Consider the following 13,949-nt stretch of genomic DNA (forward strand, 5'->3'; position numbering starts at 1 on the left):
GCACTTGCCGATGCTAGATCATGAAATCACGCGCTCTGTTCATCCGGAACGAATTGGGGAACTCCACCTCCGAACGACCAGTCGATGTCCGTGTTCTCGACAAAGCAGATCATTACGTCAGAAGGAGCGATTCCGCAGGCAGATTGGAGTTCTTCACAAAGACGCCTGAAGAATAACCGTTTTTGCGCAGTAAGTCGTGGCCTCGATATGATTTCGAACAATGTGAATTGGTCAGTACGATTGAAACTGAATCCAGTATCAAGAGCGCGCATATGACCGGGCTCGTATTGCAAGAGAAGTTGATACCGATCTGTCTGCGGTACCGAGAAGGCTTCGACAACTGTGCTATGAGCAGCATCAAGGAGCCGTTTGATGTATTCCTGTTCATGCCCTTGATGAATGTGAATTTTAAGCAGTGGCATATTAGCTCCATTCGAGGGTGAACAAGACAAAATGCTGGCGGTAGATCAGCTGGACCTGCCGCGATAGTCAGGTGAGGGGCTGATCCCTTACGAATTGGCTCAAGAGCGTTTCGGCGCCGCGTGCGAGCAAGCCTACATCGACTCCGATGGCGAGGAAGCCAGTGCCCTTAGCCAGAGCCATTTCTTGGAGAATGGCGTCGCCGGTCAGGAGGCCGGCTGGTTTTCCTGCCGCCTTGATCCTGCCGATGGTCTCGATGACCTTTGCCTGCATGCTCGGATGGGTCTGGTTGGCCCCAAATCCAAGGCTTGCCGTGAGATCAGCCGGGCCGATAAAAAGGGCATCCACGCCCGGCACGGCAGCGATAGCTTCCAGATTGTCCAGCGCCTCCTGTGTCTCTATTTGGACGATAACGCAGAGGTCATCTGCGCCGTGGTCGAAGTAGCCGGTTTCGCGACCGAAGCGAGTAGCTCGCGTCAAGCCGGATACTCCGCGTATTCCGTCTGGCGGATAACGGGTGGCGCGAACCGCGGCCTCGGCTTCGGCGACCGTCTGGACATAGGGGATCAGCAAGGTCTGGGCGCCTGCGTCGAGAAAGCGCTTGATCAGCACTGTATCGTTTGCCGCCGGACGGACGACCGGCGCGACTGAGGGATAGCCGGCAATGACTTGTAGCTGCGGCAGGACCGTGAGTGGATCACCCGGAGAGTGTTCGGTGTCCAGCAGCAGCCAGTCATAGCCCGCCCCCGCCACGACCTCCGTGGCAAAGGATGAGGGGAGTGTGCACCATAGGCCGAACTGCTGGCGGCCTTTTCGGAGAGCGGCTTTGAAGAGGTTCTGCGGCATGGGATCAACTCACGCGAAAGAGACGCCGATGGCGCCAAGTGGGCCGTAGTCGGCCTGGATGACGTCGCCGGAAGCAATATCGACGGGACGTGTGAACGAGCCACCGAGAATGAACTGGCCCTTCTTCAGTACCTCGCCCTGATCGGAGAGCTTGTTGGCCAGCCACGCCACCCCGGCAGCCGGATGGCCCATGATCGCGGCGGAGACGCCGGATTCCTCAATCACGCCGTTTTTGGAAAGGGTCGCCCCAATCCAGCGGATGTCCACGTCAAAGGGCCTGACCGGTCGACCTCCGATCACGACCCCGCCGGAAGCCGCATTGTCGGCGATGGTATCGGTTATCGAGCGCGGCACGTCGGTGCGGTAGTCGATGATCTCTAGCGCCGGTACAACCACGTCGGTTGCGCGCATCACGTCATAAATGTTGCAGCCGGGTCCGGTCAGATCTGCCTTGAGGACGAAGGCGAGTTCCACCTCCAGCCGTGGCTTGATGAAACGGCCTGCCGGAATAGTCTGGCCGTCACGGAACATCATATGGTCAAGGAGTGCGCCGTAATCTGGCTCGGTCATCTTGGAGGCCATCTGCATGGCCCGCGATGTCAGCCCGATCTTGTGGCCGACCATCCGCCGACCCCGTGCCAGGTGATACTTCACCCAGCGGCGCTGGATCTCGTAGCTCTCCGACAAGATCAACTCTGGATGGGTCCTGGACAATTGCGGAATGACCGCGAGGTTCATCTCGGCTTCGAAGAGCGAAAGTGCGGCTGCATCCAGTTCGGTATCGGTAAGGGGCATATTGATTCTCAAGTCTTGGGTGGAGAGAGACGATCGGCAGGCGGCTCAAGCCATGAAACCCAAGCCAACCCCGACGGCTTGGCGTTGTTTGGTAAATCTTCTTTCTAGCTGCATGTGATTCCTGCGTGGAGCTGGCTTAGAGATAGCTCCGTACGGGTTCAGAGCAACGCCAAAGGCCGCAAAGGCGAACCCGTCGCACCGTTGATACGAAGAGGCAGTGCCGCAAAGGCGAAAACGCCGGCGCGTGCTTCGCTCAGCTCCTCCAGATTCAGGTTCTCGATAATATGAACCCCGCTTTGTGCGATGAGGATCAAGTGTACTTCCAATGTGATGTTGTGGTGGTTCATCACTTCGAAAGCGGACGTATCGGAACCCACGCAGAAGGGCTTGCGTTCTGCAAGCCAACGCCCGGCCGCCACGCCGGGTCCAGGAGCGCCGAGAGAGTCCAACCCCAAATAGGTTTGCGATCGTGACCAGTATTGGCCCCATCCCGTGCGTACAAGCACGATGTCTCCCTTTTGGAGGGTGGTATTGGCATCTTCTTCCGCTGCTTTCAGATCATCGACTGTGACTTCGTAGGCAGGATCAAGGGCGGCTAGCCCGCGAATTCTGGCGACATCGAGAAGGACGCCTCGCCTGAAAATAGGACCAATTGTTTCGGCGCCGTGTACTTTGAAGAGGTCGGTGCCCGTTTGCTCGTTCGTGGCTTCATGGCAACCAAAGAGACTACCGTGATCCGAGACGTGGCAAATCGCATCGATATGGGTCGAAGAATGGGTACTCATGACAATTAGCTCGTTTGAGGACGAATGTCCGCATGACCGGAGAACGTCTCCATGTCTATTGTTGAGCGTGATGTGAAATGGCGGGTGCGCGGGGTGAACCGGCATACCCTTTTGCATCGGATGGCTGAGGTCGATCTGTCTCAACGCGCTAGTTGCGGCAATCCAGGAGTCGACGGGATTTTGGACATGCTTCTGGAAGTTCATTGGAGGTCGACACCTTTGGTTTCCGGGAGAAAGATCAGGACAATCAGCCCTGCGAGAAGAAAAAAACCGGCGGTAAATGCCAGCGCGCCACCGAGGCCGAAGTGGCCGGACATAACACCTACGAGTGCGGGGGAGATTGCGCTGACGGCGCGCCCCCCGTTATAGATGAAGCCCTGAGCTGTTGCGCGGACATTGGTCGGAAACAACTCGGCGAATGTCGGCGCAAACCCGCTGTAGAAACCTGTGCCAAAGAAAGCGACAACCGGACCGAAGATCAGGAGCGCGGTCGGTGACGTGATCAATGTGTAGCCTGGAACGCAAAGCGCCGACGCTAGGAAATACAGGATGAACGTTGCCTTTCGGCCTAGGGAATCGGCGAAGTATCCGAACGAAATGAACCCCAGTGCTGCCCCAACCTGCATCACAACGATCCACGTGGTCGATTTGACGAGGCTCAGTCCCGGGCCTCCCGCTTCGACGGGCGTCGCAAGCCACGTCGGAATCCAGGTAAAGAGACCCCAGTAACCACACATAGCCGCCGCCGTGAATGCGAATCCAATCGCGGTGTTACGACCATGTGTTCCGGAAAGCGCACGGAATGTTTGGCCGAGGGTGAGACGCTCTTTCTGCTGCTTCCATATCTCCGGCTCGGGAGTATGCCGCCGAATCCAAAAGGCGAGCACGGCCGGAACGATTCCGAAGAAGAAGGCTCCCCGCCATCCGACAATCGGTACGAAAACGGCAGCAACGATCGCCGCAATAGCATAGCCGGTCGCGAATGCGCTCTGTACCCAGGCCATTACCTTGCCGCGATGGCGTGCCGGCCAGGTCTCGGTGATCAGCGCGGCGCCAGCAGACCATTCGCCCCCGACACCGAGGCCAACGACCAGCCGGAACAACAGTAAGTGTGTCACATCCTGCGAGAAGCCGCATAGGACTGTGCCAACGGAATAGCATAAGATAGAGAGGACCATCGAACGCGTCCGCCCGATACGATCGGCCAGGAAGCCGAACAGCAAGCCCCCGAACGCGGTGGCTATCAGGGTGCCGGAAGCGATTGTGCCGGCAAAGGATCGATCCATGCCGAGGTCGATGCTGATGTAGGATATTAGCATGGCAAACAGCATGAGATCCATGACATCAAGCGCCCACCCAAGATAGGAAGACCAGAATGTCTGCCATTGCGCTTTGCTGGCGCCGACGTACCAGCGATGATCGGACGTCCGGTTCGACAAGATAGGTTCAGATAATGTACTCAAAGTTTCCTCCCGTAGCCGTTAATAGCTGCCTGAGCAGCTCAGCCGCTGCAAGGCGGACGCGCAAAATGACGTCGTCCGCTGCCTCATCTCCCGACGAGAAGAGGTATTGAGGAGGAGGCCACGATGCAATTGATGCTTTTTCAAGCCGGTTGTGAGCAGAACTTACACGGCGCGACCGGCTGGGATCAGAAGGACACTCCATGTCAGTAAACTATCGTTCCTTGCCCTCTTTGCAGACCTTGAAGTGCTTTGAAGCAGCGGCACGGCTTGGAAGTTTTTCTCTCGCGGCGGAAGAGCTGTGCATCACGCATAGCGCGATCAGCCACCAGATCCGCAGCCTCGAGGAGTCGATAGGCCAAGCCCTTTTCCAGAGGGTCGGAAATCGCATGGTGCCGACGCTGGCGGGAACCACGTTGTCGGTGGAAACGCGCCGGGCGCTCGATTATTTGAGCCAAGCTTATTCGGTCGCGAACATTGCCGCCACGGCAGAACGCGACACGCTCGTTTTTGCGACGCAGTTTGCGATCATGGAGCATTTCCTGCTGCCGCGACTGCCACAGATGCGCGACGTGCTTGGCGATAGCGCACTTCATTGTCAAAGCGTGGCAGACTTGGTGGAACAATGTTCCGATGAGGTTGAAGTGGCGTTGTTCTATGGCACGGGTGAGAGCCCCGGCATGATCACAGAGAAGGTCGCTGACGAGGAGGTTTTTCCAGTCTGCAGCCCGAGGTTTCTTGAGGCCAATCCTAAGCTTTCACTGAAGACGCTATCCAACCACTCGCTGCTCCTTCATTCTCGGGTCACCTGGAATCTATGGCTTGAGAGAGCACATCTGCCAATCGAGTACCCCGCAGATGCATATCTCTTTGACGATATCGCGCTAACGATACGAGGAGCACTTGCCGGACATGGTATAGCAATGGTTCGTTCCCAACTTGTGCGGGATTACATTGCTGATGGAAGGCTGGTTCGCCTATTTGACCTCGCTGTACCGGGCGTCTTCGGTTATCATCTCGCTTGGAAAACGGAGCAGACACGTCTTCGCCGTTCGAGCCTTAGAGATTGGATCTTCCACGCGCTGGCGGAGTGACCTGCTCGCGCAGCCAGATAATCTTGACGCGCTGCCTTATTCAGCGCCGTCGGATACAAGCACCTTGCGGCGCGTACATCGTTTACCGCGGACGGCGATCAGACCGTACTGGAATGGCGCAAGATCAAATAATGACGGGCAGCGGTTCAGATTGCGGTGTAGGGCCGTTGCTTCGACAGGCGGTTTTCGTCGTCGATCAAGCGAAGACGGGTAGGGGCCCCCATCGCCCCACGTCCAGAGCACGAGGTTTAGACCGCCCTCGGCGGCGCCGGGGCGAAACTTCTGACAAGCAACGCCTGATAGCCGCCGGCGATCAGCCGTCGGGCAAAGCTAGCGTTTTGGCCTGTCCATTGCCTTCATATGGTCGTGCCATGCGCTGTCTGCCCGCACGGCCGCATCCAGACCTTCTGCCTTCAGCGCTTGTTCATCTGGGCAGTCGCCATCGATCTCGGCGTTCGTAACAGACCTCTGTCGTTGGCTGGAGATTGCCAACCTGATTCGCTTCCTGCAGTGCCGCACGATACCGGCTGTGATTGGCTGCGAAATTCGTCAAGCGCATTGCTCCCAATTTGCCCGCTGCGATCATGGTAGGTGTCGGCAATATTGTAGCTGATGCGCCCTGTCGGGTAGTGTGACCTGATCACCTCCACGGCTTGGCCCACGTGCTCTCTGTTACCCTCAAATTCTTGTTTTGTCGAAACCCCGTATCGAGACTTTAAGCCGTGCTTTGGCGTCATTGGCGACGATGGGCGCTGACACCGGTGAATTCGATCTCGGCCGCGTTCCCTTGATCCGCCCGGCACGTCCAACGCAAAGTGTGGCTGCTCATGTCTTACGGGCGGACTTAACGTACTTCGTAACCACGCTCGCGACTTCGCTTGCGCTGGCAAATTCGCCCCCATCAGCCTCAGTGAGTCCGGCTTGGATCTCAGCCGGCGGCCATTCCTCTTTGGACACGTAGTCCTCGATGGCCTGGGCTGCCAGATAGGACCGGGAACGGTCGGACATCGCGGCTATCTTGTCGAGCTTCGAAACGGTTCATCCCGCACGCGTACAGTGAAGGCGGCTATGACCTCTACTTCCTTGGTTCACTATGATCATCAATGAACCACAATGGTTCGTCAGGCGGAGAGGGCGCCGTCCTGTGCGAACGCACTGCGCTGCATCTACTCGTAGTAGAATTACAAAGCGCTCACCGACAGCTTCCTGCAAGTGCAATCCACGAGAATCCTCTGCTAGCCGAAATGCCTTTCGCATTCTAGGAATTCCGTCATCATCGGATTCCAAACGCGCGTTATCTGGTATGCCTTTTGACGTGAGCTCCTGACATCTGAACCGTTGGCGCCATCACATCGTCGTTCCCTTGAAACAGAACTTTCACAGATGTGAATATTTAGGTCATATCGCTGAGGTACTTGCTGGCCTCATATCCGTAGCCCTAAGCTTGTGCCGTGGTAAGAAACCGGGGATGGGAGGATCCGCATGTTTCTTCGCGGCGGGCTTGAGGCTCGCCAAGGCTGACGAGCGATTCTTCGCCTATTGGTCACGAGATATCACCAGCATATAGAGCAAGCCCATTTCGGGCTCCAGAAGCTTGCTGCCTGCGTTGATGGCAGTGGCCTTACGCACAGCATTCGGGAGGAATGACATGCAGTTTGTTGCCGGAAAGACGGCTTTCATCACCGGTGGTGCGAGCGGCATCGGCCTTGGAATGGCTCAGGCCTTTGCCGCAGCTGGAATGAGGATTGTTGTCGCCGACATTGATGAGGCAGCCCTGTCGCGTGCCGAAACTACGCTCAAGCAGAGCGGCGCAGACATTAAGACTGTAAGCTTGGATGTTTCCAGCGGGGAGGCATGGAAGGCGGTTGCAGCGGATGTCGAGGCGACATTCGGCCCAGTGGATGTGCTTTGCAACAATGCCGGTGTCGCACAAGCTCGGATCACTTTCGACAAGCATCTTGAACTTGTCGATGTTCCAGATGACCTCTGGCATCTTCTGATGGAGACGAATGTCACAAGCGTATTCAATGGCATAAAGACATTCGCGCCGAAAATGATTGAACGCGGAAACGGCGGTCACATTGTGAATACGGCCTCGATGGCCGGGTTCCTGGCCCCTCCAGGATTGGCTGTATACGTCGCATCGAAATTCGCCGTCATGGGTCTATCGGAATCCGCGGCAGGCGAGCTGGCGCCCCACGGTATCGGCATGTCGATTCTTTGCCCGGGTGGCGTGCAATCCAATCTGGTCGCCACGACCGCCTCGCGCCGGGCCAGTCTTCCCGGAGCCAGCCAGGGACCGGCGGCCAGCCTTATCACCGCGCCGCTTCCCCATGCACCGAAGATGAGCCCACTCAAGGTGGGCGAGCGTGTTCTCAAGGCGATCGTCAACAACGAACTCTACGTCATTACTCATCCGGAATACGAGCCTTTGATGGAGGAACGTTTTGCAGCCGTTCGGGCAGCAATCGGAGAATCCGCCGAGCCCGGCTACCTTGATACGCCGACGATGCTCGAACGCTCGCGTAGCCAGATCTATCTCGACCAGGCTTCCCGCAAGCAGGGTGCAGGGAGCAGCATCCAATGAATGCGCTTGAGCGGCTGGTTATTCGCGATGAGTGCATGCAACTGATGACCGCCTATTGCACGCATCTCGACGCCCGCAATGAAAAGCAGTTTCTGGATATATTCACGGAAGACGCCATCTGGACCAAGCTTACGGAGCCGACAAGCGAAACGACCGGGCGCGCGGCGATTGCCGATCTGTTCCGCAAGCGGCCGCCGAGCATTCTGTCGCGCCATCTCATGCTCAACCACACCATCACCATTCACGGCGCCGACAGTGCCGACGGCGTGGCAGTCGGTGTCGTGATACGCGGCAATCGTGATCGCGAGACGTGGCCGATGCCATTGCGCGGCGTCGAACTTGTGCTCGAATACCGTCTATCGTTCCGGCGGGAGCCCGATCGCTGGCGCATCAACCGCTGCGACACCATGAGGCTGCTGGACGTCGAAGCGGTCTCACAGTGAGCGCTTTTCAACCCCTGGCGGAGCAGAGACGCCGATGCTGCGTTTCCTGATACAACGCGGGGCGCTTTCGATCCTCGTCTGCCTCATGGTCATGGCAGTCAGTTTCCTGTTGACGCGTCTGTCCGGCGATCTTGCAGTTTCGATAGCCGGTCCGAACGCCACGGGTGAGGATATCGAGATGGTACGCCAAGCTTATGGACTGGACCGCCCGCTCATCCTTCAATTCCTGGAATGGGCGTCAAGCGCGCTACGCGGAGATTTCGGAGACTCCTATTTTTATCACGCGCCGGTGGCCACACTCATCTTCGAGCGGCTTCCCGTCACCATCACGCTCGGCCTCGTCGGTTTGAGCATTGCCATCATTATCGGCATTCCGCTTGGCATTGTGGCTGCGCTATACGAGGGAACGGTCTTTGACCGGGCGATCGCGTTCTTTGCGCTGATAGGCCAGGCTCTGCCCAATTTCTGGCTCGGGCTGCTGTTTGTCATCTGGTTTGGTGTCTATTGGCAGCTGCTGCCGATTTCCGGCGTCGATACCTGGCAAGGCTACATCATGCCGGGCATCGTTCTGGCCTCATCTTCCATACCGGTTCTCATGCGCTTGACGCGAAGCGGAATGATCGACGCTTTGTCTTCGGACTATGTACGCACAGCTCGCGCCAAGGGGCTGCGTCACTCGAGCGTGGTTCTTAAGCATGCGCTGAGAAACGCCGCCATGCCCGTGGTCTCTATCGCCGCCGTGCAATTGGGGTTCATGCTTGGCGGATCGATCATTATCGAAACCGTCTTTGCGCTGAACGGCGTCGGCTACCTCGCATGGGAGGCGATCAGCAAGAACGACTTTCCGGTGGTGCAGGCCGTCGTGCTGTTCCTCGCCGTCATCTTCATCCTGCTCACCTTCCTGTCTGATGTCGTCAACGCCATGCTCGATCCGAGGCTGCGGATATGATGAGCTTTTTCGTGCGCGTGGGCGCTCCCCGTCACCTCGATGTTCGCCGGTTCTTCGTCCTGCTCGGGTTGTTGATCGTTGGAATTGTTGTCGTGGCTGCAATCTTCGCGCCGCTCATCGCCACGCACGATCCGTATGTCCAGAACCTCGATCTGCGCATGGTTCCGCCTTCCTGGATGGACGGAGGCGGTAGCGAGCATCTGTTCGGCACCGACCAGCTTGGCCGGGACTATTTCTCACGGCTCGTTTACGGCGCCCGCATTTCGATGACCATTGGCCTGCTGACCGTCATCATCTCAGGTTTGATTGGCATTTCGCTTGGTGTGATCGGAGGCTTCTTCGGGGGGAGGGTCGACAATGTCGTGATGTTCATCATCACCTGCCGCCTTTCGATCCCCTTGATACTCGTCGCTCTGACCGTGGTCGCGCTTATCGGGAATTCGCTCGCCGTCGTCATCGTCACGCTCGGTTTCCTGCTCTGGGAACGCTTCGCGGTCGTGGCCCGCACCACCACAATGCAGGTCCGGCACCGGGAGTTCGTCGATGCCGCCCGCGCCGCCGGCGCCTCCCTTTCCCACATTCTGATCCGGGAGATTCTTCCCAGTATCATGCCGCATCTGATCGTGGTCGCGACGCTTGAGATGGCAATCGCGATCATGCTTGAGGCAGCGCTCTCATTCCTCGGTCTTGGTGTGCCTCCGCCGCTTCCTTCATGGGGTCTGATGATCGCAGAAGCGCGCGATTACATGTTCTTCACCCCGTGGGTAATCATGATCCCGGGCCTGTCGCTGTTCATCCTCGTTTTCGGCATCAATCTCGTCGGTGATGGCATGCGCGACCTTATCATGGGGAGCCGCAGCCGTTGAGCCCCGTCCTTGATATAGCCGGTCTGCGGGTCTCATTCCCGGGTGGAACAGATGCCGTTCGCGGCATTTCGCTATCGATCGAAAAGGGCGAGACGCATTGTCTTGTGGGAGAATCCGGTTGTGGCAAGTCCGCGACGTCGCTCGCCATCATGGGGCTTCTGGCGCGCAACGCGACCCGCAAGGCTGACGCGATCTGCTTCAACGAGCAAGACATCTCTCGATACTCCGAGCGACAGATGCGGCGTGTACGCGGCGACAAGCTTGCGATGATCTTCCAGGAGCCGATGACCAGCCTGAACCCGGCCTATACCATAGGCTCGCAGATGGCCGAAGTGTTCCAGCGCCACCGCGGCGCCACCCGCAACCAGGCCTTGGATCGTGCTGCCTTTCTGCTGAAGAAGGTTGGCATCACCGCACCTGAGATGCGGCTTGGCCAATATCCGCACGAATTGTCGGGCGGCCTTCGCCAGCGCGTGATGATCGCCATGGCGCTGATGTGTGAGCCGGAACTGCTGATCGCCGATGAGCCCACCACCGCTCTCGACGTCACCGTGCAGGCCCAAATTCTCTCGCTTCTCGTCTCCATACAGAAGGAAAGCGGTCTGGCGATTTTGCTCATCACCCACGATCTCGGGATCGTCGCTCGAATGGCCGACCGTGTTTCCGTGATGTATGCAGGCGAGATCGTTGAAAGCGGGTCTGCCGCGGCGCTTTTTTCGAACCCGCTTCATCCCTATACGTGCGGCTTGATCGACTGCATTCCGGTTCCTGGTAAGCAGCGGCGTGACCAGCCATTGGCCAATATTCCCGGTGTTGTGCCGAGGATCGGGGCGGGCTTTGCCGGTTGTGGTTTCCGAGACCGGTGTGCATTTGCCTTGCCCGAATGCAGCCGAACGGTCTCTCTGAGGTCGCTCGGCGAGGATCACAGCTATCTCTGCCACCTCCTCCCGGACGTATCACGAGAACGTGCCGCATGATGATGCCGCCCAAACAGCATCCGACGCATCCGGCAATCGAGGTTCGCAACGTCGCCAGAATTTTCAGCCGCTCCAGCGGGCTGTTTGGCTCCGCGCAGGAACTGCGCGCCGTCGATGGGGTCTCCTTCAGCGTCGGTTTCGGCGATGTGTTTGGCATCGTCGGCGAATCCGGTTGCGGCAAGTCCACATTGGCACGCCTTATTCTGGGCCTGCTTCCAGTCTCGTCCGGCGAGATACTTGTCGATGGATGCGATCTGGCGTCGCTGGACCGACGCGCGCGTGCAAGGCTGATACAGCCTGTCTTCCAGGATCCGTTTTCATCACTGAACAGTACCCAAAGAATTCGCGACATTGTCGGCTTGCCGCTGAAGGCACAGGGAAACATCCCATCGAAGGAACGTGATGCGCGTGTCATGGAGATGCTGGCGCGTGTCGGTCTCCCCGGAGATATGGCGGACCGCTATCCGGCGCAACTCTCCGGCGGGCAACGTCAGCGTGTCGCAATCGCCCGGGCCCTTGTCCTCAAGCCCCGGATCGTGGTCTGCGACGAGCCCACCAGCGCACTCGACGTTTCGGTACAAGCGCAGATACTCAATCTGCTGGCCGAGCTTCGTCGCGAATTCGGCCTGACGCTTATATTCATCAGCCATAACCTTGCGGTGGTCGAACATATAGCGAGCCATGTCGGCGTGATGTATCTCGGCCGCATGGTCGAAAAGACCGAAAGCGAGCAGTTGTTCGCATCCCCGGCCCACCCCTATACGCAAGCGCTGCTAAGTTCCGTACTGACGCCGGAGCCAGGCAAAGGCATACCGGATGTAGGCCTGGGCGACAGCTATCCGGACCCCTCGAACATTCCGTCCGGCTGCCGCTTTCACCCGCGCTGTCCGCTCGTCTTTGACAAATGCGCCCTGACCGTGCCGGCAGAAACCGTGCTGCAAATCAGGACGATCGAATGCCTTCTTTTTGAACCGGAAGAGGATTCCGCAAGATCGAGCGCTCTCATGCAAAGCAGCCGGGTCAAACAAAACGACGCAGTCATACCATCGAGTTGATGGGTTTCAGGGAGGAATTCATGCATCTAAGAAGTCTGTTGGCTGGCGTCATGCTGGCAGTATTGGCCGGATCCGCACCTGCGTTGGCGGGCAAGGCAGACGACACATTGCGCGTCACGCTGCGCGACGCGATCCCCAATGTGGACCCATATTATAACACGCAGGCGGCCGGGTTGATCATTGCAATCCATGTCTGGGACACGCTGCTGATCCGCGATCCTGAAACCTTCGAGCTGAAGCCTGGGCTTGCGCTGGAGTGGAAGCTCGTCGACGACCGGACCACTGAGTTCAAGCTGCGACCGGACGTGAAGTTTCATGACGGCGAACCTTTCACTGCGGACGACGTGGTCTACACGCTGAACACGATCATCGCAGACAAGAAGGTGGCGACGCCGAGCAACTACACATGGATCGAAAAAGCGGAGAAGGTGGACGATCTGACGGTTCGCGTCATTGCCAAGAAGCCTTTCCCGGCAGCCCTTGCCTATCTATCTTCGATTACGCCGATCTGGCCGAAGGCATACCGGGAAAAAGTCGGGGCGGAAGAGTTCGCAAAAAAACCGATCGGCACCGGACCCTACAAGATCGCTGCAATCGACAGCTCGGGGGAAATCCGCCTTGAGCGCTTCGACGACTATTTCGCAGGAAGCCCGAAGGGCAAGCCGGCGATCAGGAATATCGTCTTCCGCGCGGTTGCAGACCCCACGACCCAGATGGCCGAATTGATCGGAGGCAAGGCCGACTGGATTCAGGACATCAACGCCGATCAATTCGAAAGCCTTTCGAAGCTTCCCACAGTCAAGACATTGCGCGCTGAAGTGCAGCGTATCGCCTATGTCAACCTGGCAGGTGGCGGACGCGACAACCCGGACAGCCCGCTCAAGAACATCAAGGTTCGCCAGGCGATTTTTCATGCGATCGATCGCGAGACCATGGCCAAGCAGTTCATGCCGGGCGGCTCGGGCGTTCCGGACATCGTTTGCTTCGATACACAGTTCGGTTGTGATCAGTCGAAGGCGGTGCACTACGACTACGATCCGGAGAAGGCCAAGGCGCTTCTTGCCGAAGCTGGCTATCCCAACGGCTTCGACACTGAACTCTACACCTATCTCACCCCATCCTGGGGCGGCGCGATACAGAATTACCTCAAGGCCGTCGGGATCAATGCCACGATCCAGCAGCAGGCCGTCGCAGCGGTGATCAAGGCAGCGCAGGAAGGCAAGACGCCCTTGGCTATCGCAGCGTGGAGCGGGTTCGGTATCAATGAGGTATCGCCCTATTTGCAGTATTTCTTCACAGGCAACGTTCTGGATCAGGCGCGGGACGAAGAAATCCACAAGCTGGTGGATGCTGGCGGATCGACCAACGATGAGGCTGCACGTCTGAAGGCCTATAATGAAGCTTTCCACCTGATCAGCGAGCGTGCACATTTTCTGCCGCTGTTCAGTTATGTGAAGAACTATGGAATGTCGAAGGACTTGAATTTCAAGGCGTTCAAGGACGATTGGTCGCGGTTCTATCTGGCAACCTGGAACTGAAACTGAAACTCGATCCACTGGAACAAAAACGCCACCAGCAAAGGTGGCGTTTTTGTTCCTTAGAATAGAAGAAACCTGCGGAGCAGGTGACGTTTCCTATTTCATCTCGGTGATTTCGATATCTCAGTGCTTCC

General features: G+C 57.8%; 13 protein-coding genes and 1 pseudogene. 8 read left to right on the forward strand and 6 right to left on the reverse strand.

Annotated features, from left to right (window positions below; genetic code table 11):
- Window positions 1-26 precede the first annotated feature (26 nt).
- From BM413_RS28095 to BM413_RS28115, 5 genes are all read right to left on the reverse strand, one after another.
- Window positions 27-422, reverse strand: coding sequence for a tautomerase family protein (locus BM413_RS28095; RefSeq protein ID WP_091918161.1), 396 nt, complete (start codon window positions 420-422; stop codon window positions 27-29).
- A gap of 67 nt (window positions 423-489) precedes the next feature.
- Window positions 490-1,266: an HpcH/HpaI aldolase family protein gene (locus BM413_RS28100; protein ID WP_091918162.1), complete on the reverse strand. Its 777-nt coding sequence runs from the start codon at window positions 1,264-1,266 to the stop codon at window positions 490-492.
- Window positions 1,267-1,275: 9 nt separating this feature from the next.
- Complete coding sequence (gene hpaH, locus BM413_RS28105; protein ID WP_091918163.1) at window positions 1,276-2,061, reverse strand: 2-oxo-hept-4-ene-1,7-dioate hydratase; 786 nt, start codon at window positions 2,059-2,061, stop codon at window positions 1,276-1,278.
- 158 nt (window positions 2,062-2,219) lie between these two features.
- Window positions 2,220-3,050: a cyclase family protein gene (locus BM413_RS28110; protein ID WP_091918164.1), complete on the reverse strand. Its 831-nt coding sequence runs from the start codon at window positions 3,048-3,050 to the stop codon at window positions 2,220-2,222.
- Window positions 3,047-4,309: an MFS transporter gene (locus BM413_RS28115; RefSeq protein ID WP_210188991.1), complete on the reverse strand. Its 1,263-nt coding sequence runs from the start codon at window positions 4,307-4,309 to the stop codon at window positions 3,047-3,049. The genes BM413_RS28110 and BM413_RS28115 overlap by 4 nt, the downstream gene beginning before the upstream one ends.
- A 200-nt stretch (window positions 4,310-4,509) precedes the next feature.
- On the opposite strand from BM413_RS28115, the gene BM413_RS28120 reads away from it, so the two are divergent.
- Entirely contained in the window at window positions 4,510-5,400 is an 891-nt protein-coding gene (locus BM413_RS28120; protein WP_091918165.1) for a LysR substrate-binding domain-containing protein, read from the forward strand.
- Window positions 5,401-6,225: 825 nt separating this feature from the next.
- Here the strand turns inward: BM413_RS28120 and BM413_RS28125 are convergent.
- Window positions 6,226-6,470 (reverse strand): annotated as a pseudogene (locus tag BM413_RS28125) (CopG family ribbon-helix-helix protein).
- A 578-nt stretch (window positions 6,471-7,048) separates the two neighbouring features.
- On the opposite strand from BM413_RS28125, the gene BM413_RS28130 reads away from it, so the two are divergent.
- The 7 genes from BM413_RS28130 to BM413_RS28160 are packed head-to-tail and all read left to right on the forward strand — an operon-like array spanning window position 7,049 to window position 13,815.
- A complete protein-coding gene (locus BM413_RS28130; RefSeq protein ID WP_175544474.1) occupies window positions 7,049-7,987 on the forward strand; it encodes an SDR family NAD(P)-dependent oxidoreductase in 939 nt (312 codons plus the stop codon).
- Window positions 7,984-8,430 carry a nuclear transport factor 2 family protein gene (locus BM413_RS28135; RefSeq protein ID WP_091918167.1) on the forward strand — a complete coding sequence of 149 codons (447 nt, stop codon included), beginning with the start codon at window positions 7,984-7,986 and terminating at the stop codon, window positions 8,428-8,430. Before BM413_RS28130 ends, BM413_RS28135 begins: the two co-directional genes overlap by 4 nt.
- A 34-nt stretch (window positions 8,431-8,464) precedes the next feature.
- Window positions 8,465-9,379 (forward strand): ABC transporter permease, encoded by a 915-nt coding sequence (locus BM413_RS28140; RefSeq protein WP_091918168.1) that lies wholly within the window; start codon window positions 8,465-8,467, stop codon window positions 9,377-9,379.
- Complete coding sequence (locus tag BM413_RS28145) at window positions 9,376-10,245, forward strand: ABC transporter permease (RefSeq protein WP_091918169.1); 870 nt, start codon at window positions 9,376-9,378, stop codon at window positions 10,243-10,245. Before BM413_RS28140 ends, BM413_RS28145 begins: the two co-directional genes overlap by 4 nt.
- Window positions 10,242-11,222 carry an ABC transporter ATP-binding protein gene (locus BM413_RS28150; RefSeq protein WP_091918170.1) on the forward strand — a complete coding sequence of 327 codons (981 nt, stop codon included), beginning with the start codon at window positions 10,242-10,244 and terminating at the stop codon, window positions 11,220-11,222. The genes BM413_RS28145 and BM413_RS28150 overlap by 4 nt, the downstream gene beginning before the upstream one ends.
- A complete protein-coding gene (locus BM413_RS28155; protein WP_244538061.1) occupies window positions 11,129-12,277 on the forward strand; it encodes an ABC transporter ATP-binding protein in 1,149 nt (382 codons plus the stop codon). The genes BM413_RS28150 and BM413_RS28155 overlap by 94 nt, the downstream gene beginning before the upstream one ends.
- Window positions 12,278-12,297: 20 nt before the next feature.
- Window positions 12,298-13,815: an ABC transporter substrate-binding protein gene (locus BM413_RS28160; RefSeq protein ID WP_175544475.1), complete on the forward strand. Its 1,518-nt coding sequence runs from the start codon at window positions 12,298-12,300 to the stop codon at window positions 13,813-13,815.
- Window positions 13,816-13,949: the final 134 nt, after the last annotated feature.

Source organism: Mesorhizobium sp. YR577 (assembly GCF_900116595.1).
Classification (GTDB): Bacteria; Pseudomonadota; Alphaproteobacteria; order Rhizobiales; family Rhizobiaceae; genus Mesorhizobium_M.